Raw genomic sequence first — 19,317 nt, forward strand, 5'->3', positions numbered from 1 at the left:
CTAGTGTTCCCTTCGAGCTGAGTGCTGGTTCTCATGGTGCTGGTGCGACGCGTCCGCGTGCGCGTGCTCCTCGTGGGTGCACGAGCATGCCGCGACCGAGGCCGGGACATCGAGGGTCGGGTTCCGGTCGAAGAAGTCATGGGGCCTGAGGACGAAGCCACAGGTGTCTACGGGCATGATCGGCCAGTCCTCGGTGCGGGGGAAATGCGTGAGGCCGAAGGTGTGCCAGAGCACGAGGTCGGCGCCGTCGAGGGAGGCGTCGTCGGCGACGAACGCCGGCAGGCCCTGCTCGCCTGCGCTCTGGTTCACGACCGCGCCGGCCGGATAGCGCTCGTCCACGTCGTACGCCGTCACCCAGAGGTCCGAGGTGGCGAATCGGGCGCGCGACGCGATGACCGAGTCGGGCTGCGCCAGCAGGACGGGCTTTCCTTCGCCGGCGAGCACGTACGACACCGGGCGCCCGAGGCGGTTCGTCGCCGTGGTGCTGCTGACGCGCCAGGTTCGGTCCACCGACGCGTCGGAGCGTCGCCGGGCGTTCTTCTCGCTGGTCAGCCGCGTCGCGCGGAAGCCGATCGCCGTGCCGTGCGCGTTGTCGTCGTCGATCGGGACGGTGGTGACATCCACCTCGTCGACGACCGCCGGTCCCTCGTCGACCGCCATGTCGAGTCGTGCGCAGAACAGGTGCTGGTGGTACGGCGCCGCGAGACCGGGCGCCAGTTCACTGGCGTAGCGGCTCGCCCGCTCGTCGTAGGCGGCCGTGAAGACCAGTCCGGTCGCCTTCGCCTCGAACTCGATCTTGCCGTCGAGGTAGAGGTACCAGTAGAAGCCGTAGTCGTAGTTGCCGACCGTCACGAAGAACGAGATCACGAGCCGGCGTTGCCGCCGCACATCGGTGGTTCCCGTGAACTGCTCGGTGTGCTTCCACAGCACCCCGGCGTCCTCCTCGTGGATGCACACCGCGTTCGGCAGCACCTTGACCTCGCCGCGTGCGTCGGCGATCGGCACGTCGAGGTACGTGATGTCGCCGACGCAGTCGCACCCGAGCTCGAGGCTGTTCACGAGACGGCCGAGCAGGTACTCGCCCGTGTCGAAGTAGTTCTGCCAGAAGCGGACGGGCCCCGGGTCGCCGTACGGGACGAGCATCTCGGCGATCGAGGCCCGGTGCACGATCGGGCGCACGCGTCCGGCATCCTCGAAGCCGACCCCGTGCAGGATCAATCCCTCGCGCATGTCGTATCCGACGCGCAGCGACCACTTCTCCCACGACACGACGTCGCCGTCGAACGAGAAGCTCGGTCCTTCGGGCTGCTGGATCACGATCGGCTTCTGGGTCGTCCGTTCCGGTCCGAACGTCCCGGGCACGTGGTAGTCCGCCGTCTCCTGCGGGATCGGCATCACGCCGGTGTCGATGACCTGCGTGACGCTGCGGGCGCCGAGGTCCACATACGCGACCAGCCCGTCGATCGGATGCGCCCACGGCATCGTCTGCGGCGTCGGCTGGTGGTGGCCGAGCACGCGGGCCATGCGCCTGCCGTCTTCGCCTTCGATCGGAAAGCGCCCGGCTGACAGCCCTGCAAGGGCGACGGTGGCGGGATCGTGGATGCCGCGCAGCGCGAGCGCGGCAAGCCACCGCTCGTCGGTCGCGAGCAGGTCCCGGATGAGGACGTGCTCCTCCTTCAGCAGTGGCACCTGGCCCGAGACGGTGGGATCGATCGGCTCGTCGCGAGCGAGGTCGCCGCGGTCCAGGTCCACCGAGATGTCGCGCGCACGACCCGTCGCGACATCCAGCAGTTGTACCCGGGCGCGGCGGGGGACGGGGCGACCGGCGAGCACCTCCCGTCGGTCCGGCTCGTCCAGGCCGATGTACGCGATCCTGTGTGATTCCTCCAGGCGCCCGTGGCGGCGGAGGATGGCCGCCGCTTCCTGTAGCTCCCCCTCCGAGAGCGTTGCGAACGGTGCGCCGGATTCGTCGCCGAGGCGGCGCGAGCGCTGCGCGTGGGTTCCGGTGGAGCAGGAGCAGGTCATCGGTTCTCCGAGTCGGGGGACGTTTCCGGCTCGAATGCCGGAACGTTCCGGCAAAGGTAAGGGAAATCCGTGTTACGGCGCAAGGCCCTGATTGTTGCGAGCGGATTACGGTCTTCTGGGTGTGGTTAGAATCGGCCGCATGCAAGGGCCCCGGCGTGCGCGCCTGATCGATGTCGCCCGTCGTGCCGGCGTCGGCAAGACGACGGCGTCGGATGCCCTGAGCGGAAGCGGGCGGGTCTCGCCGGCGACGCGCGACGCCGTGCTCGCCGCCGCTGCAGACCTGGGCTACACCGCCAACACCGCGGCGCGCCACCTGCGGAACGGGTCCATCGGGACGATCGGGATCGTCCTGCCCGAGGTGGTGTCGCGATCGTCGTACTACATGGCTTTCTCGTTCGGGATCGTGACCCACGCGGCCGCGCACGATGTCGACGTCACGATCGTGAGCCCGTCGCTGTCGTCGGGTCGTTCGCGGCCGATCCGCGCCGACGGGCTGATCATCGGCGACCCGCTGTCGGGCGACCCGGCGCTTCCGGCGCTGTTCGCGAGCGGCATCCCGATCGTCACGCAGGAACATCTGCCCGACGATGTCGAAGGCGAGCCCGTGGGCGTCGTGTGGTCGTCGCATGAAGCCGGGATGCTGCGCCTCATGGACGAGATCGACCGCACCGGTGCGCGCCACCCTGCCCTGCTCGTGGCCCCCGACATCACGGACTGGAGCCGCCAGCTCGTCGCGGGCTACCGGCGCGGCTGCCAGAGCCGGGGGCTGCAACCCGTCCTCGCCCCGATCGAGTTCGAGGCGCCGTGGGCGGCTGTTCGCGCGGCCACCGAGCGCCTGCTCGCCGAGCGCCCCGAGACCGACGTGATCATCTGCGCCCCCGACTCGAGCGCGATCGAAGTGGTCGCGGTGCTGGGCCGGATGGGCCGTGTCGTCGGCGACGACATCACGGTGGTCTCGTGCGTCGACCATCCTTCGCTGCCCTACCTGCAGCCGTCGATCACCTCGATCGACCTCCGGCCGCGAGAGTCGGGTGTCGCCTGCGCGGCGCTGCTGCTGGACGTCCTCGAGGGGCGCGCCGAACCAGGTGCCGACATCGAGTTCCCGATCACGGTCGTCGCCCGCGAGTCCACCGCGCACGCGCTGCGGGTGAGGGCATCATGACGGCTCCGCTCGAGGGCGTCGTCGTCGCGGATTTCTCCCGCGTGCTCGCCGGACCGCTCGCGACCATGACGCTCGCCGACCTCGGAGCCCGCGTCATCAAGATCGAGCGGCCGGGGTCCGGCGACGACACGCGAGCCTGGGGCCCGCCGTATGCCGCGTCGGGAATGACCACGTACTTCGAGTCGGCCAACCGCGGCAAGCAGTCCATCGAGCTGGATCTGACCGACGCCGACGACCGCGACCGGGCCCACGAGATCATCGCGCACAGCGACGTCGTCATCGAGAACTTCCGCCCCGGCCAGTTCGCGCGCCTGGGCTTCGATTGGCAGGCGATGTCGGAGCGCCACCCGCGGCTGGTCTACGCCTCGGTCAGCGGATTCGGCCTCACGGCGGGCGCGGATCTTCCGGGGTACGACTTCGTCGCCCAGGCAGTCGGCGGACTCATGCACATCACGGGCGACCGCGACGGCGAGGCGATGAAGGCGGGCGTGGCTCTGGTCGACGTCCTCACCGGCAAGGATGCGGTGATCGGCATCCTCGCCGCCCTGCGTCGGCGCGAACTGACCGGCCGAGGCTCGCGCGTGGATGTGAACCTCCTCTCGAGCCTGCAGGCCGCGCTCGTGAACCAGGTGTCGGCGCAGCTCGGAGCAGGCGTCGAGCCGCGGCGGCTGGGCAACCGGCATCCGTCGATCGCGCCCTACGAGGTGCTCGAGTGCGCAGACGGCCCCCTGGCCGTCGCGTGCGGCAATGACGCGCAGTTCGCCAAGATGACCGCGGTGCTGGGGGTGCCGGCCCTCGCAGCCGACGCGCGCTTCGCGCGCAATCCCGACCGTGTCGCGCATCGCGAGGAACTGGCGACGGCTCTCGAGCACGCGCTCGCCGCCGACTCGGCGCAGACCTGGTCCGAGCGCCTGAATGCGGTCGGTGTCGCAGCGGGCGTCGTCAACACCATCGGCGATGGGCTGGCTCTCGCAGAGCGGCTGGGACTTGAACCGGTGAGCGAGACGACGGCTGGCGACGGCCGCGTGTCACGCCAGGTGCGGCCCCCGATCGCGTGGTCTCCGGCGATCCCGGCGCCGACGGTGGCGCCGCCGCGGCTGGGGGAGCACACCGATGATGTCCTCCGATGGCTCGCCGCGGACAGCCGCTAGGGCCGTCGACGCAGCGCCAGCCAGAGCTCAGCCGACACGTCCGGATCCGCCAGGTCCACGTCCAGCAGCTGTTCGGCGGCCGCGATCCGCTGCCGGACGGTGTTTCGATGCACGCCCAGCGCCCGGGCCGTGTGCTCGGCATGCCGCCCCGACGCCAGATGGGCCCGTGCGGTCGCGAGAAGAACGGAGGATCCCTCGAGTAGGCGCACCCAGTCGTCGGCCCGTTCCGCGGAGTCCACGAGAGGCCGTCCGGGGGAGCGCCGCCAGAGTGCGAGGGCCCGGGCTGCGGCGGACGGGACCTCATCGAGGGCGACCGCGGCGCTGAGCACCCCGACCCCGCCGTCGGTCGGACTCTCGGCCTCCACCAGCGTCAGTCGGACGCCGTCGCGCTCGACGGCGAGGTCGCCCACCGGTGCGTCGTCGGCTCCGCCCACATGCACTCGGGCCAGCAATGGCAGCCCGACTCCCGCCGACCGGGCAAGCGAGCGTGCCGCGGCGGCATCCCCCTCGAGGGCCAAGTGAGCGACCCACTGCGCCGCGGACGGCGCAGGCGCCGGCGCCGGCGCCGGCCGCATGGTGAGGCGCAGCACGGCGACCGCAGTGAGCACGAGCTGCCGGTCCGTGCGGGTGAGCGGCCGGCTCGCGCCCACGGCGACCGCGCCCCGCGTTCGGCCGTTGGCGACGACGGGGTGTGCCACGACGACCGAACCGTGTGCGACGAACGAGGCGGCGGCGACGCCGGAGCGCTCCAGTGATCGCTCGACGTCGGTCCTGACAGTGGGCAGCAGTCCCGCCAGGCCTGCCGGGTGGAGCAGCGCACCCGGCGACGTGTGGTCGAGGGGGATCCACGCCGCCCAGCCGCCCACCGCCTCCGAGGTCAGGCGCACGACGTCACGGACCGGGTCATCGCCGGCGGCGGCCTCGGCCAGACGCGTGTGCGTGTGGCCCACCCGCGCCACTGCGTCGCGCTCGTCGCGGCCTTCCACCTGCCAGAACGACCGTGTCACGGCGAGGAACGGCTCACCGTCCGGCACGACGAAGAACGGCACGCCCGCGTTCGCGCAGCGCTCGGCGAAACCCGGGGGCACGGCATCCCACCCTTCTCCGAGTCCCAGGCCCAGCGCGCCGACCCGTTGCTCCGCCAGGCGCGCGACGTACGCATCGTCGTCTTCTCGGCCGGTGAGGCGGATGCCGGTGGTCAGCAGCAATTCGCCACCGTCGAGGTAGCGGCCGGGGTCTGCGAGCTCCGAGACATGCACCCCGGTGATCTGGCGTGCGGGATCGAACGGTCCGACCGCGACGAGCGCCGGTCCAGCGGTCTCGACGAGTTCTCCGAGGGTGGTCATGATCACATTGTGCAGGATGCACAGTGTCGGCGTACGCAGAGTGCAGATCGACTATCAAGAGTCGGCGTTGCGGTTTGTATCGTCGCGTGCATGACCGTTGACCTGCCTCACCTCGTGACCGAGATCCCGGGACCGCGCTCGCGAGAGCTGCACGCCCAGCGCTCCGCCGCCGTCCCGCAGGGATTCGGTGTCACCCTGCCGGTCTTCGTGGAGCGCGCCACCGACTCCGCGCTCGAAGACGTCGACGGCAACCTGCTCATCGACTTCGCCTCGGGCATCGCTGTGACGAGCGTCGGCGCATCCAACCGACGCGTACGCGAGCGGGTCGCCGCGCAGCTCGATCGCTTCACGCACACCTGCTTCATGGTGACCGAGTACGAGTCGTTCGTGCGCGTCGCGGAGTGGCTCAATGCGCATGTGCCCGGCGACTTCGACAAGCGCACGTCGCTCTTCAGCACGGGCGCCGAGGCGGTCGAGAACGCCGTCAAGATCGCTCGGGCCTACACGGGCCGGGCCGGCGTGCTCGTGGTGGACGAGGCGTACCACGGCAGGTCGCTGCTGACGATGAGCATGACCGCAAAGGTGCACCCGTACAAGACCTCGTTCGGTCCCTTCGCCTCAGAGGTCGTGCGAGTTCCCAACGCCAACCCGCTGCGAGGCGTGGGCGTCGATGCTGCTCTCGCCGAGCTCGAGCGTGTCGTCGCCGACAGCGGGCCCGATGCGTTCGCGGCGCTCGTGGTGGAGCCGATTCAGGGTGAGGGTGGCTTCGTCGTTCCCGAACCCGGCTTCCTCGCGGGGCTGCGGCGCATCGCCGACGAGCACGGGATCGTCCTCGTCATCGACGAGATCCAGTCCGGCCTGGGCCGCACCGGCGCGTTGTTCGCGAGCGAGCACGAGGGCGTCGTCGGCGACGTCACCCTGACCGCGAAGGCGCTCGGCGCGGGTCTTCCGATCAGCGCGGTGACGGGGCGTGCCGAGATCATGGATGCCGCGCACCCGGGCGGTCTGGGCGGCACGTACGCCGGCAACCCACTGGCCTGCGAGGCGGCCCTGGCGGTGTTCGAGGTGCTCGAGGATCCGTCGCTGCTGCCGCGCGTGCGCGAGATCGAGGCGATCATCCGACGCAGCCTCGAACCGCTGCAGCTCGAGTTCGACGTGGTGGCCGACGTACGGGGCCGCGGCGCCATGATGGCGATCGAGTTCGCCGACGCGGCAGACCTCGCCCCGCGCGCCGACCTGGCGCAGCGCATCTCCGCCGCGTGTCACACGGCCGGACTGCTGACGCTCACCTGTGGCACGCACGGCAATGTCATCCGCCTGCTCCCGCCGCTCGTGATCGACTTCGCGGTGCTCGAGCGGGGGCTCGAGATCCTCACCGGCGCCATCCGGGCGATCGCCTCTGATGCGGGGGAGGTGGCCGCATGACCGGCGTGCCAGACCTGCTGGACTTCGACGGCCTGCTCACCGAGGACGAGCGGGCGGTGCGCGACCGCGTGCGCGCCTTCGTCGACGCCCGCGTCCGTCCCGACATCGCCGGCTGGTACGACCGCGCCGAGTTCCCGGTTGCTCTGATCCCGGAGCTGGCGGATCTCGGAGTGCTCGGCATGCATCTCAGCGGATACGGATGCCCCGGCCGCAGCGCCGTCGAGTACGGGCTTGCCGCGATGGAGCTCGAGGCCGGAGACTCGGGGCTGCGCACGTTCGTCTCGGTGCAGGGCTCGCTCGCCATGAGCGCGATCCACAAGCACGGCAGCGAGCAGCAGAAGCAGCGCTGGCTGCCCCGCATGGCGCGCGGCGAGGTCATCGGATGCTTCGGGCTCACCGAACCGCAGTCCGGCTCGGATCCGTCGAGCATGACCACCTTCGCCCGCCGCGAAGGCGACACGTGGGTCATCAACGGGGCCAAGCGCTGGATCGGCCTCGCCTCGATCGCCCACATCGCCATCATCTGGGCGCAGACCGACGATGGGGTGCGGGGCTTCATCGTGCCGACCGACACCGCCGGCTTCGTGGCGACGCCGATCGCCCCGAAGATGTCGATGCGGGCGTCGATCCAATGCGACATCACCTTGACGGACGTGCGGGTGCCGGCTGAGGCACAGCTGCCGGAGGCCCGCGGCCTGCGCGGGCCGTTCTCATGCCTCAACGAGGCCCGCTACGGCATCGGATGGGGTGTCATCGGGGCCGCGCGCGACAGCTACGAGACGGCGCTGCGCTACTCCCTCTCCCGCGTGCAGTTCAACACACCGATCGCGGGCTTTCAGCTCACACAGCAGAAACTCGTCGACATGGCGCTCGAGATCGAGAAGGCGCAACTGGTCGCCCTTCGGCTGGGACGGCTGAAGGATGCCGGCACGCTGCAGCCGCATCAGATCTCAGTCGCGAAGCTCTCGAACACGCGGGCGGCGATCGCGATCGCTCGCGAAGCCCGCACGATTCTCGGCGGCAACGGCGTCGCGGCCGAGTACTCGCCGATGCGCCACGCGGCGAATCTCGAGTCCGTCCGCACCTACGAAGGGACCGACGAGGTGCACACACTCGTGCTCGGCGCCCATATCACGGGCATCCCGGCCTTCCGGCCATCGGCAGGAGGAGCAGCATGACCGTCACGCCTTTGCGTCATCTCATCGACGGAGAGTGGATCGAAGGCGGAGGGGATCTGCTGACCGACGTCAACCCGAGCCGGCCGTCCGACATCGTCGCCGAAGGTCCCGGGGCGTCATCGGCCGACGTCGATCGCGCCTTCCGTGCTGCGCGCGCGGCCTTCGACGGCTGGCGCCGAACCCCCGCCCGCGAGCGGGCCGGCGTTCTTCTGCGTGCAGCGGACGTCATTGCCGCGCACCGGGAGGAATGGGGCCGCGAGCTCGCACGCGAAGAGGGCAAGACACTGCTCGAGGGGACCGCAGAGGTCGCCCATGCCGCGAACATCCTGCGCTACCACGCCCAGGAGGCCGAGCGCGCGTCAGGAGAGGTCTACGAGTCGCCGACCGCGGGTGAGCGGATCCTGGTCGTCCGGCGGGCGGTCGGCGTGATCGGGGCGATCACTCCCTTCAACTTTCCCATCTCGATTCCCGCGTGGAAGCTCGCTCCCGCTCTCGTGTGGGGCAACACCGTCGTCTGGAAGCCCGCCACGACCGTGCCCCTTCTGGCAGTTCGCTTCGCCGAGGCACTCGAGCAGGCCGGGCTTCCCCGTGGGGTGCTGAATCTCGTCAATGGCACGGCAGCCGTGGGCGAGGCGATTGTCTCGCACGCTGATGTCGATGCCGTGACCTTCACCGGCTCCACGCGCGTCGGCCGCACGATCGCGGCGCAGCTCGCGGCACGCGGCATCCCGTTCCAAGGCGAGCTGGGGGGAAAGAACGCCTCGCTCGTGCTCGCCGACGCCGAACTGGATCTGGCCGTCGAGCAGGTCGCAATCGGCGCGTTCCGTGCGGCGGGCCAGAAGTGCACGGCCACCTCGCGCGTCGTCGTCGACGACGCCGTGGCAGCGGAGTTCCTTGCGCGGCTCGCCGAACGTACGCGCGCGATGGTCGTCGGCGACGCCCTCGGCGACGGAGTGGAGGTCGGCCCCGTCGTGGACGGCGCCGCACGTGACCGCGTCGCGGCGGCCATCGGGCGGGCCCATGCATACGCTCGTCCGGTCGTGGCGCCTGACCTGTACCGCGAGGGGCCGCTGGCCGACGGCTACTTCATCCCGCCGTCGATCTTCGAGCTGTCGCACGACGACCCGGGCGAACTGTGGCGGGAGGAACTGTTCGGCCCGGTCGTGGGGGTGCGCCGCGCCTCGTCCGCGGCCGAGGGTTTCGCGCTCGTGAACGACAGCGAGTACGGGCTGTCGACGGCGGTGTTCACGACGGATCTCGGTCGCGCGCTTGCTGCGATCGATGACATCCGTGTCGGTGTCGTGCACATCAACTCCGCCTCGGCGGGCGCCGACCTGCACGTCCCCTTCGGTGGCAACCGGGGCAGCGGCCTCGGTCCGAAGGAGCAGGGTGCCGTGGCGCGTGACTTCTTCACCGAGACAGCGACGGTCTATCTGAAGGGGTAGTCGCGCCGGTTCGCACGCCGTGGCCTGACCGACTAGCTCTCGCTCTCGTGGAAGCTCGGGAGATAGGAGAGCCCCACGAGCAGGCCTTCGGGGCTGAGCAGCCGTGCCGTGGTCTGCCCCCAGGGTTCGACCTTGGGGCCGGCCAGGACTTCCTGACCGCGGTCTCGCAACTCGGCGGCACCGGCTGCGACGGCTTCGGGGGACTCGAGCTCGAACTCGATCCATGCCTGCGGAACCGGGCGGTCGGACGGCCATTGCGAGGTGCCGAAGGTTGCTTCGGCGGCCTGGGCCAGCGGCCAGATTGCGAAAGCGCGCGTTCCTGCGAGGTCTTCGGTGTGGTGATAGCCGGGCGCGAGCTCGTGCAGGTGAATGCCGAGCGTCGTCGTCCAGAAGTCGAGGGCGGGCTGGGGATCCGGGCTGATGGGGCCGAACCCGGCGACGAATCGGATGTCCATGGCTCAGCCCAGTCGCTCGCGCACGACGCGCGCGGTGGCGACGGGATCGGGGCGGTGCATGACCGACTCGGGCACGACGACCAGCTCGGCGTCCGCCATCTCGTCGGCCAGCCGATCGGCGGCCGCGACGAGCACGGGGAAGGTCTGCTCGCCCCGCAGGATGGTCACCGGCTGCGCGACGGCGAGCATCTCGGGCGTCGGCGTCGAGACCTGCGCCACGAGTGCGGTGTCGTAGACCGTCGACTGCCCGAGGGGTACGAGCGCTGCGAACTCGTCGCCGGCACGCATGCCCTCGACCATTTCTTCGGGCAGCCCGATGTTCTCGATCTGGAACGTGGCGACCGCCTCGTCGGCGCGGCCATCGTCGACGAGACGCTGCAGGCGCTCGGCGAGGTCGGCCGGCGGCTCGTCGACGCCGAAGCGCAGCGGCGGCTCCGACAGGAACAGCGCCCGGATGGGGACGCCCCGCGACGCGGCGTAGAGCGCGAGCACCGCGCCCGACGAATGGCCGAGGACCGCGGCGTCGCCGGCCGCCTCGATCACCGCCGCGAGATCCTCGACCTCGCGCTCGGGCGTCGAGCCACGCGCGTCACCGCTCGCGCCGCGCGCACGCCGGTCCCATGAGATCGCGCGGAATCCGGCATCCGCCAATGCCGACGCCAGCCCCGCCGCGTCTTTGCCGAGCGACAGCGCGCCACCCACGATGACGACGGCAGGCCCGTCGCCCGTCTGCTCGTATGCGATCGAGGTTCCGTCTGCCGAGGTCACGGTGCTCATGGCCGCCAGACAACCACGGCCCTCAGACATCGACAAGGGCCACACCGAAGCCCGCCTCCGTGGCGATCTGCGCGCACCCCGTCACAGCCGGCGCTGCTGCCTGGTCATCTCTGGCACAGGCGAAAACCGGCCGCCGCGGCCGGCCTCGCCCATCGTCGCCAGACCTCTCGAAAGGAAACGCCATGATCGACCACATTCTCGAGCCGGATGCCCAGGCCTTCGCCGATGCGACTTCCCGTCCGCCATTCCTCGCCGACCTCGGGGTCGAAGGCGCGCGAAAGCTGCTGGACGAGGTGCAGGCCGCGCCGATCGACAAGCCCGACGTCGCGGACGAGTGGATCACCGTCCCCGCCGAGGTCGGCGACGTCCGCGTACGGATCGTCAAGCCGGTCGGTGCCGAGGGTTCGCTGCCCGCGATCCTCTACGTGCACGGCGGTGGCTGGGTGCTCGGCAACGCCGGCACGCACGACCGGCTGGTGCGCGATCTCGTCACGGGAACCGGCGCCGCGGTCGTGTTCGTCGAGTACGACCGGTCGCCCGAGGCGAAGCATCCCGTCGCGATCGAGCAGGCGTACGCGACCGCCCGCTGGATCATGAACGAAGGCGGGACGAAGGGCCTCGACGCATCGCGGCTCGCCGTCGCGGGCGACTCCGTCGGCGGCAACATGGCGGCGGTGCTCGCGATCCTGGCCAAGAAGCGCGGCGATGTGTCGTTCATCCACCAGTCGCTCTTCTACCCCGTCACCGACGCTGGGCAGAACACGCCGAGCTACCGGGAGTTCGCGGAGGGCTTCCACCTGCGCGCGGACGCCATGGCATGGTTCTGGGACTGCTACCAGCCCGACCTGCACGCGCGCAAGGACGTCACCGCGTCGCCGCTGCAGGCGCCGATCGACGAGCTCGCAGGGCTCCCCGAGACACTTCTGATCGTGGACGAGAACGATGTGCTGCGCGACGAGGGCGAGGAGTACGGTCGCAAACTCATCCAGGCGGGTGTTCGCACGACGCTCGTCCGCTACGACGGCACCATCCACGACTTCATGATGCTGAACCCGCTCGCATCGTCCGCCGCGACGACGGCCGCGATCGAGCAGGCCGTCCACGTGCTGCGCAAAGCCTTCGGCACGGTCTGACAGGTGGTGCTCCGATGATCGCAAGCAACCCGCCGCTGCGTCGCGTCGACGCCGGTGAGCTGTCGGTCGGCTACTACGACCTCGGCAGTCCGGCAGATGAGCCCGTCGTTCTGCTGCACGGTTTTCCGTACGACGTCCACAGCTACGCCGACGTCGTGCCGCTCCTCGTCGAGTCGGGATTCCGCGTGCTCGTTCCCTACCTGCGCGGGCACGGGCCGACGCGCTTCCTGGACGACCACGCCGACCGGTCGGGGCAGCAGTCCGCGCTCGGGGCCGACCTGCTCGCATTCCTCGACGCGCTCGACCTCGAGGAGCCGGTGCTCGCGGGGTACGACTGGGGCGGACGGGCGGCATGCGTCGTCGCGGCGCTCTGGCCGGATCGGGTCTCGGGGCTCGTCTCGGTGAACGGATACCTCATCCAAGACATCGCGGCAGCCCAGAACCCGATCCGGCCCGACCTCGAGGCCGGGTTCTGGTACTTCTGGTACTTCGCCACCGAGCGGGGCCGGAGGGGACTGGAGTCGCACCGGCGCGAGATCGCCGAGGTGATCTGGCGGCGCAACTCGCCGGAATGGTCCTTCACCGAGGGCGATCTCGCTCGCGCGGCGCGCGCGTTCGAGAATCCGGACTACGTCGACGTCGTCATCCACTCCTACCGCCACCGGCTGGGACTCGCCGCCGGGGCACCTCGGTACGCCGATCTGGAGCAGCGCCTCGCCGCGGCCCCCGGCATCCGTGTTCCGACGATCACGCTCGACGGCATGGCGGACGGCAACTTTCCCGCCACCGACGGCAGCCAGCACGCGCACCTGTTCACCGGGCAGCGAGAGCACCGTCAGATCCCGCACGCCGGGCACCACCTGCCGGCCGAAGCGCCGCACGCGTTCGCGGAGGCGATCTTCGACGTGGCCGAGCCTCCCGGCGACGGCGCGGGAACACCCTGAGACACGGGCGGCCGAGAGTCACCGCGACCCCGGCCGCCCTTGCCGTCACTGCACCTGGTCGGCGGGGCGCACCAGGATCTGATTCACGGCGACATGGTCGGGCTGACCGAGCGCGAAGACGACCACGTTGGCGATGTCGTCGGCTGTCAGTGTCCGCATGGACTGCTGGATGCCGGCCGCCATCTCGCGCATCGCGGGGTCGGTGATGTGACTGGTGAGCTCGGTCGAGACGAAGCCCGGCTCGATCACGGTCACCCGCACGCCGCGGGCGGTCACTTCCTGACGAAGCGCCTCAGAGAACGCGTTGATGCCGAACTTGCTCGCGGCATAGGCGGCGTTGCCGGCGGATGCGATGCGCCCCGATGTCGACGACACCTGGACGATCGCTCCCCGCGACTCGATGAGGTGCGGCAGCGCGGCATGCGCCGCATACATCGAGCCGAGCAGGTTCGTCTCGATCATCCGGACCCATTCCGTCGTGTCGGCGCCGAGGACCGTTCCGGCCAGCATGAGGCCGGCGTTGTTGACCAGCGAGTCCAGGCGGCCGAAGCGTTCGACGGCCGCGGCGACGGCCGCGGTGGCCGAGTCGGGATCGGTGACGTCGAGGGTGACCGCCAGCATCTCGCCAGGCGCCTCGGCCACCAGGGCGTCGAGTCGCTCGACCCGCCGGGCGCCGACGACCACCTTCGCTCCCGCACGCGAGAGCGCCAGCGCGATGGCGCGCCCGATCCCGGATGAGGCCCCGGTCACCAGCGCGACGTGGTCGTTGAGAGTGTTGTGCATCAGTACCTCCGAGGAGTTCGATCGCCCGGCGTCGCGAGCGCTCGCCGGGCATGGCAAGCCGCCACAGCCATGACCACGGTGGGCCCGCTTCTGTGACGCCTCCCGCGCACGCGTAAGGGGACCCACATGCCGGCGCGGAACGCCCACGGCCTCTCGTGCGGCACACGGCGGCGGACAGCATCCGGAGTTCCTTTTTCGCGGTCCGCCCGGCGGAGAATCGCGCGAGTCTCGCAGTATGCGCGCCCGATCCTCCGCCGCGCGCGCGATCCTCCGCCGGGCGGAGCCACCGATCTTCCGCCGGGAGGAAAAGGCGATTCCGGATGCCGCGCCCCGACGCCGATCACTGGAACAGGCCGGTCCGCGGGCAGGCGTCGTCACCACGGACCCGTCACAACCGCCAGGTGCACCCGGTCATATCTGCGGGGGACGGATGCCGTCACCCGCCGCCGATCCGATGCACCGAGTGCTGCCGACACAGGAGGTCTCATGAGTGAACCGAATGACACCGGGGCGCTGCACAGCGCGCTCGGCACCGAGCTGTTCGTGCTGCAGTCCGCCGCGAGTTCCACGATCAGCGAGGCCGGCACGCGCTCGACGATCTACCTGTCGACGCTGTCGGGTGGGCTGGTCGCGGTGGGATTCGCCGGATCGTCGCCGTCGCTGCTGGCAGTCCTGACCTTCACCGTGTTTCCCACGATCTTCATGCTGGGCTGGTTCACCGTGGTGCGCTTGGTCGACACCAGCGTCGAGAGCATCACCGCCAAGCAGCGCATGACCCGCATCCGTGAGTACTTCGCCAGCCTGCATGCCCTCGGACCGACCCTGATCGCGCAGGACGACCCGCGCACGACCGGCGAGCTCGGGGTGCGGTACGCGCGATCGTCGTACCTGTTCACGATGGCGAGCATGGTCGGCGCCGTGAACTCCGTGCTCGGCGGAGCGCTCGTGACGCTGGTGCTGACGATCGGACTGGGCCTGCGCACGCTGCCCGCGACACTGATCGGCATCGCGGTCGGCCTGGTGGTGCTGCTCGCGACGTTGCGCTACGAGCGCCGCCGCATCCGTTCGGTCACGAGCGGGTCAGCCGATGCATCGTCGTCCAGATGACGTCGGTGGTGTCTTCGTCATCCGTCTGCGCTGATCGGTGATTGCGGGATGCTGTGACTCACAGCATCCCGCAATCACCGGTGTTTCCCCCAGAGGCCGCGGTCAGGCGACCGCGTTGCGCCGGAAGTAGGACGGCGCGGTGAACATGAGCACGCTCGCGGTCCACACGGCCAGGATGTGCACGACGCGCGAGACGAGGAACGCGGCGTCCCAGCCGGTCGCGGCGGCGAGTGCTTCGCTGACCGTGCCGCCGTCGAGCAGATAGGTCAGCGGGTCGGCGACCAGCGACCATGTGCCGAGCCCGGTGAACAGCACGAGCAGCACATAGCGAGACCAGCCCCGGCCGGCGCGAAGTGCGAGGGCGAGCACAGCGAGGACGACGAAGGCGAGCAGCCGGATCCCGATGGGCGCGAGCAGCGAGCCGAACTGCTCACCCGCCGACAGCGCCTGCGTCACCGAGATGGCTGCTTCGAAGACGCCCGCGGCGAGGGCGAGCATCCAGAGCCAGAAGGCGGCGGTGATCCGGCGCGGGCGGACCCGCGTGGTGGTGGGTAGGGATGAAGACGTGGCGATCATTGACATGGGGCACCTTTCCGTCTCTCACGATGGCCCTGGCCGCGAGAGTCGAACATGGTGCGCGCCCCCGCGGGGGAGTAGGGCAGACCCCCGAACGACGCCGCCTCCTACGCGACGCGGAGCGCGAGCTTTCCGACGTAGTGCTCGCGGAGTGCCAGGTGCGCTTCTCGGGCCTCGGCGAGCGGGAACGTCCGGTCGACATGCACCTGAAGACCGCCGGCCTCGATGATGGCATTCAACCGGTCGGTGGCCGCGCTGCTGCGGTCGCCGTTGTAGGACGAGACAGACGCCCGCGGCGACGTCGAGAGCGCTGGGTGGACGCCGTAGGGCCAGGCGATCCGGCCCGAGTCCTTCACGGCACGCAGTGCCTGCTCGGCCGTCGCGCCTCCCACCGTCACGAGTGCCGCGTCCAGACCTTCGGGGGCGAAGGCGGATGCTGCGGCCATGACATCTTCGCGACGCCCGTCGACGCTCGCGTCAGCGCCGAGGCGTCGCGCAAGGGCCACGCCATCGTCACCGGAGGCGACGGCGAGCACACGGAGTCCGCGGTGCCGCGCGATCTGCACGGCCAGGTGCCCGATGCCGCCGCTGGCCCCGAACACCATGAGTGTCGCGCCGGGTTGCAGGTCGAGCAAGTCCACGCCGCTCAGCGCGGTCAGCGCATCCCACGCCAGCGCGCCGGCCTGCGAGGCCGGCATCCGCTCGGGCAGGTGGGCGACATGCTCGGCTTCCACGACGGCGTATTGGGCGTACGCCCTGCCACGGGGGACCGGTGTCGTCGCGGCATAGACCCGGTCGCCGACCGCGAACCGGTCGACGCCCGGGCCGACCGCGGCGACTGTGCCCGCGGCATCCCACCCGAGTACATAGGGGAAGGACGACGGCACGCCGAACGCGCCGGCGTAGTCGCCCTCCCGCTCCGGCGCGTCCCACGACCCGACGCCGGCGTACTCGACGCGGATGAGCACGTCGTGCTCACGCATCTCGGGCCGGGGGATCGCGCGCAACGACAGCTCTTCGGGGCCGCCGAAGCGATCGAGCATGACGGCGTTCATCTGAGGAATGGTCATCACCTCAACCGGCAACGTGATCCGGTGGTGATTGATGCCCGTCGGGAAGTGCTCGTCAACCTTGTTTCTGCACGAGTTCGGCCATGGCGCCGGGTATCCGCGTCTTGAAATCGAAGACCTTCGCCCACGTCGGCCGGATCGAGATGAGGGCCATCTGGTCGTACATCTCCGCCGCCTCGCGCTCGAACTCCGCCCAGTGCTCGCGCGGCATCCTGCGCAGGTTGGCCGCGACGTACTCCGGCGCCGCACCCTCCACGATCGTCACCGTCGCGACGCCTCGAACCAGCAACGAGGCGGGGGGTTGCTCGACGTCGTCGATCGTCAGCGCCACCGCCGGGTTCTCACCGAGCGCCGGGACCTTCGGGGCACGCACCGGCGAGCCCAAGACGAAGGCTTCGCCGGTGAACACGTAGGCGACGGGAATCACCCTCGGCGTGCCGTCGACCGCGATGTAGGCGAGTCGCGCGGGGATCGTCGACTCGAGCAGCTCGCGGGCGGTGGCGTCTTCGTTGAGAAGCCGGAAAACCTCGCTCTCGAGCATCAGCTCCTCGTTCCGGAGCGCTGCACGTGGTCGGCGAGGACGTCCAGCGCGCTCTCCCAGCCGTCTCGGATGTCACCGTCAACCGCGCCTTCGGCGGTGAGCACGAAGGTCATGCGGGTGCGCTCGCCCTCCGGGTCGAGCGACACCGTGATCTTCGGCGCCGCTTCGGGCTCGGCATCCGGGTTGCCCCATGTGAACGCGAGGCGCTCGAACGGGTCGACCTCGAGGTAGACGCCGCCGGTCGGGTACGACTCTCCGGTCTCGTCGTTGATCATCGTGTACGCGTACCGGCCGCCGACGCGGGCGTCGATGGTCACCGATTCGCGGGGTGTGGAGACGCCCCGCGGATGCCACCAGAGAGCCGCCTCGTCAGGATTGGTCCAGGCGTCCCAGAGCTCCTGCGGGGTGGCATCGAAGACGCGGACGAGCGTGAAGCTGCGTGCGGTGTCGGTCATGATTCTGATCCCTTCGTTGTTCGTCGTTCACGGAGTCGCTCTTCCAAGAGGTCGAAGTTCTCCGTCCAGTGGGCGCGCTGTTTCGCGATCCACTCGGAGGCGTCGTCGAGGCCGTCGTCCTTCAACGTGACCTCGCGCCACTGCGCGTTCACGGTGCGGGCCACCAGGCCGGCGCTCTCGAGCACGCCGAGGTGCTGCGAGATGGCCGGACGGCTGATGGTGTAGTTCGCAGCGAGGGTGCCGACGGTGACGGGCCCGGTTGACAGCCGGGTCAGGATGTCGCGGCGGGTGGGATCCGCGAGCGCACTGAACACGACGCTGAGTCGATCTGTCGCTGCCATTAAGCACCTTCTTACGTAAGGACTTGCTTACATTAAGGCGATGCGAGGGTCTGTGTCAACCACATCGGCTGGGTATGTGGTTCCGGCGGATCGCCTCGGATGAGACTTAGCATGCTAAGTTACCTGTCATGAGTCGCGGATTGAGCTTCATGCTGCACGTGCTGACCGCACGGCTGGACCGCGCTGCGGACCGGATGCTGCAGGCCGAGCAAGGGGTGTCGTACAAGCGGTTTCTCGCGCTGACGATGGTCGGCGAGCTCGGCGTCTCCACGCAGCGCGCGCTGGCCGACGCGCTGGGTGTGACCGAGCCCTCGGTGAGTCGCATGGTCGGCGTGCTCGCGGCGGAGGGGCTGCTCGACGTGCAGCGCAGCGCTGCGGGAGAGCGCGGCCGCCGGCTGAGCCTCACCGAGGCGGGTTCGGCGCTCGTCGCCTCGGTGCAGAGTCGGCTCGAGGAGCGGTTCGCCGAGCTCGTCGCCGCGAGCGACGTCAGTTATGACGACTACGCCGAGCAGACGGCGAGGATGCTCGGGACTCTCGAGCAGGTGCAGGCGAGAGAGGAGAGCGCGACGTGAGCGAAGGCATCGGCAGCAGCGTGCGGTCCACGGACGGGACCGAGATCGGATACCGGACGCTCGGGACCGGCCACGACGTGCTTCTGCTCGGCGGTTCGCTTCGCACCGGCGAGGACTATCTCGGGCTGGCCACGGCTCTGGCGGACGAGTTCCGGGTCCACGTGATCGACCGGCGCGGGCGCGGCCGGAGCGGACCGCAGGGGCCGGACTACAGCCTCGCGCGCGAGGTGGAGGATCTGCTCGCCGTGCAGCAGGCGACCGGCGCCCGGCTCGCGTTCGGGCACAGCTTCGGCGGTCTGGTGCTGCTCGAGGCGGCGCGGGTGACCGACCGGTTCGACCGTCTTGTGGTCTATGAGCCCGGCGTTCCGGCAGCTCCTGTCGCCACCGAGTGGTTCGAGCCGTACGATCAGCGCCTTGCCGCCGGCGATCCTCACGGCGCGTTCGTCCACTTCATCCGGGGAGCCGGCGGAGCTCCGCCGATGTTCGCGAAACTGCCGTACTGGTACTTGCGCCTGGCTCTGCGCGTGGGATTCCGAGGCGAGGCATGGCGGCGGATGCGACCGCTGCTGGCGGCGAACCTCGCCGAGCACCGCGTGATCGCCGAGCAGGTGGGCCGCGTCGAGGAGTTCCGAGCGGTGCGGGCGGCCGTGCTGATCCTGAGCGGGGGCCGATCGGTCGCGGGCACGGCCGACGAGCTCGGGGTCCTCGCGCGGGTCCTTCCGGCGGGGGAGTTGGTGGTGCTGCCGGGATTGGACCACTTCGGCCCGGAGGCGAAGCCCGCGCCGGCGGTCGTAGAGCAGACGAGAGTGTTCCTGGCGTAGGCTGTGCCGC

20 protein-coding genes are annotated in these 19,317 nt (G+C 70.2%); 10 read left to right on the plus strand and 10 right to left on the minus strand.

The features are described 5' to 3' along the window. Complete coding sequence (locus ACLKM7_RS18585; RefSeq protein ID WP_436448784.1) at window positions 1–2,025, minus strand: primary-amine oxidase; 2,025 nt, start codon at window positions 2,023–2,025, stop codon at window positions 1–3. A gap of 139 nt (window positions 2,026–2,164) precedes the next feature. Here ACLKM7_RS18585 and ACLKM7_RS18590 point away from each other — a divergent pair, with 139 nt between their 5' ends. Together ACLKM7_RS18590 and ACLKM7_RS18595 are read left to right on the plus strand one after the other, a co-directional pair. After that, window positions 2,165–3,187 carry a LacI family DNA-binding transcriptional regulator gene (locus ACLKM7_RS18590; protein WP_436448785.1) on the plus strand — a complete coding sequence of 341 codons (1,023 nt, stop codon included), beginning with the start codon at window positions 2,165–2,167 and terminating at the stop codon, window positions 3,185–3,187. Further along, entirely contained in the window at window positions 3,184–4,338 is a 1,155-nt protein-coding gene (locus ACLKM7_RS18595; RefSeq protein WP_436448786.1) for a CaiB/BaiF CoA transferase family protein, read from the plus strand. The genes ACLKM7_RS18590 and ACLKM7_RS18595 overlap by 4 nt, the downstream gene beginning before the upstream one ends. Here ACLKM7_RS18595 and ACLKM7_RS18600 read toward each other — a convergent pair. Further along, a complete protein-coding gene (locus ACLKM7_RS18600; protein ID WP_436448787.1) occupies window positions 4,335–5,684 on the minus strand; it encodes a PucR family transcriptional regulator ligand-binding domain-containing protein in 1,350 nt (449 codons plus the stop codon). The two genes, ACLKM7_RS18595 and ACLKM7_RS18600, sit on opposite strands and share 4 nt — an antisense overlap. A gap of 90 nt (window positions 5,685–5,774) precedes the next feature. On the opposite strand from ACLKM7_RS18600, the gene gabT reads away from it, so the two are divergent. The 3 genes from gabT to ACLKM7_RS18615 are packed head-to-tail and all read left to right on the plus strand — an operon-like array spanning window position 5,775 to window position 9,732. Then, entirely contained in the window at window positions 5,775–7,109 is a 1,335-nt protein-coding gene (gabT, locus tag ACLKM7_RS18605) for a 4-aminobutyrate--2-oxoglutarate transaminase (RefSeq protein ID WP_436448788.1), read from the plus strand. Continuing rightward, window positions 7,106–8,287: an acyl-CoA dehydrogenase family protein gene (locus ACLKM7_RS18610; RefSeq protein WP_436448789.1), complete on the plus strand. Its 1,182-nt coding sequence runs from the start codon at window positions 7,106–7,108 to the stop codon at window positions 8,285–8,287. The genes gabT and ACLKM7_RS18610 overlap by 4 nt, the downstream gene beginning before the upstream one ends. Then, entirely contained in the window at window positions 8,284–9,732 is a 1,449-nt protein-coding gene (locus ACLKM7_RS18615; RefSeq protein ID WP_436448790.1) for an aldehyde dehydrogenase family protein, read from the plus strand. The genes ACLKM7_RS18610 and ACLKM7_RS18615 overlap by 4 nt, the downstream gene beginning before the upstream one ends. A gap of 32 nt (window positions 9,733–9,764) precedes the next feature. Here ACLKM7_RS18615 and ACLKM7_RS18620 read toward each other — a convergent pair whose 3' ends face one another. After that, window positions 9,765–10,187, minus strand: a complete 423-nt coding sequence (locus ACLKM7_RS18620) for a VOC family protein (protein WP_436448791.1) — start codon at window positions 10,185–10,187, stop codon at window positions 9,765–9,767. 3 nt (window positions 10,188–10,190) lie between these two features. Then, window positions 10,191–10,964 carry an alpha/beta fold hydrolase gene (locus ACLKM7_RS18625; protein WP_436448792.1) on the minus strand — a complete coding sequence of 258 codons (774 nt, stop codon included), beginning with the start codon at window positions 10,962–10,964 and terminating at the stop codon, window positions 10,191–10,193. Window positions 10,965–11,146: 182 nt separating this feature from the next. Between ACLKM7_RS18625 and ACLKM7_RS18630 the strand changes: the two genes are divergently transcribed. Next, window positions 11,147–12,097, plus strand: a complete 951-nt coding sequence (locus ACLKM7_RS18630; RefSeq protein WP_436448793.1) for an alpha/beta hydrolase — start codon at window positions 11,147–11,149, stop codon at window positions 12,095–12,097. Window positions 12,098–12,111: 14 nt separating this feature from the next. Further along, entirely contained in the window at window positions 12,112–13,041 is a 930-nt protein-coding gene (locus ACLKM7_RS18635; protein ID WP_436448794.1) for an alpha/beta fold hydrolase, read from the plus strand. A gap of 45 nt (window positions 13,042–13,086) precedes the next feature. Here the strand turns inward: ACLKM7_RS18635 and ACLKM7_RS18640 are convergent, their stop codons facing one another. Next, window positions 13,087–13,824, minus strand: coding sequence for an SDR family NAD(P)-dependent oxidoreductase (locus ACLKM7_RS18640; protein WP_436448795.1), 738 nt, complete (start codon window positions 13,822–13,824; stop codon window positions 13,087–13,089). Window positions 13,825–14,310: 486 nt separating this feature from the next. Between ACLKM7_RS18640 and ACLKM7_RS18645 the strand changes: the two genes are divergently transcribed. Further along, a complete protein-coding gene (locus tag ACLKM7_RS18645) occupies window positions 14,311–14,931 on the plus strand; it encodes a hypothetical protein (RefSeq protein ID WP_436448796.1) in 621 nt (206 codons plus the stop codon). A gap of 102 nt (window positions 14,932–15,033) precedes the next feature. Here ACLKM7_RS18645 and ACLKM7_RS18650 read toward each other — a convergent pair whose 3' ends face one another. From ACLKM7_RS18650 to ACLKM7_RS18670, 5 genes are all read right to left on the minus strand, one after another. Next, complete coding sequence (locus ACLKM7_RS18650) at window positions 15,034–15,513, minus strand: hypothetical protein (RefSeq protein ID WP_436448797.1); 480 nt, start codon at window positions 15,511–15,513, stop codon at window positions 15,034–15,036. A 101-nt stretch (window positions 15,514–15,614) separates the two neighbouring features. Further along, window positions 15,615–16,577 (minus strand): quinone oxidoreductase family protein, encoded by a 963-nt coding sequence (locus ACLKM7_RS18655; RefSeq protein WP_436448798.1) that lies wholly within the window; start codon window positions 16,575–16,577, stop codon window positions 15,615–15,617. A gap of 55 nt (window positions 16,578–16,632) precedes the next feature. After that, window positions 16,633–17,118, minus strand: a complete 486-nt coding sequence (locus ACLKM7_RS18660) for a pyridoxamine 5'-phosphate oxidase family protein (RefSeq protein ID WP_436448799.1) — start codon at window positions 17,116–17,118, stop codon at window positions 16,633–16,635. Further along, window positions 17,118–17,573 (minus strand): SRPBCC family protein, encoded by a 456-nt coding sequence (locus ACLKM7_RS18665; protein ID WP_436448800.1) that lies wholly within the window; start codon window positions 17,571–17,573, stop codon window positions 17,118–17,120. Before ACLKM7_RS18665 ends, ACLKM7_RS18660 begins: the two co-directional genes overlap by 1 nt. Beyond that, the gene (locus tag ACLKM7_RS18670; RefSeq protein WP_436448801.1) at window positions 17,570–17,914 is read right to left on the minus strand and encodes an ArsR/SmtB family transcription factor; all 345 of its coding nucleotides are present in this window, start codon (window positions 17,912–17,914) and stop codon (window positions 17,570–17,572) included. The genes ACLKM7_RS18665 and ACLKM7_RS18670 overlap by 4 nt, the downstream gene beginning before the upstream one ends. Before the next feature lie 128 nt (window positions 17,915–18,042). Between ACLKM7_RS18670 and ACLKM7_RS18675 the strand changes: the two genes are divergently transcribed. Both ACLKM7_RS18675 and ACLKM7_RS18680 read left to right on the plus strand, forming a co-directional pair. Continuing rightward, window positions 18,043–18,486, plus strand: coding sequence for a MarR family winged helix-turn-helix transcriptional regulator (locus ACLKM7_RS18675; protein ID WP_436448802.1), 444 nt, complete (start codon window positions 18,043–18,045; stop codon window positions 18,484–18,486). Beyond that, window positions 18,483–19,307 (plus strand): alpha/beta fold hydrolase, encoded by an 825-nt coding sequence (locus ACLKM7_RS18680; protein ID WP_436448803.1) that lies wholly within the window; start codon window positions 18,483–18,485, stop codon window positions 19,305–19,307. The genes ACLKM7_RS18675 and ACLKM7_RS18680 overlap by 4 nt, the downstream gene beginning before the upstream one ends. Window positions 19,308–19,317: the final 10 nt, after the last annotated feature.

It is taken from the genome of Microbacterium sp. I2, from assembly GCF_051364985.1.
Classification (GTDB): Bacteria; Actinomycetota; Actinomycetes; order Actinomycetales; family Microbacteriaceae; genus Microbacterium.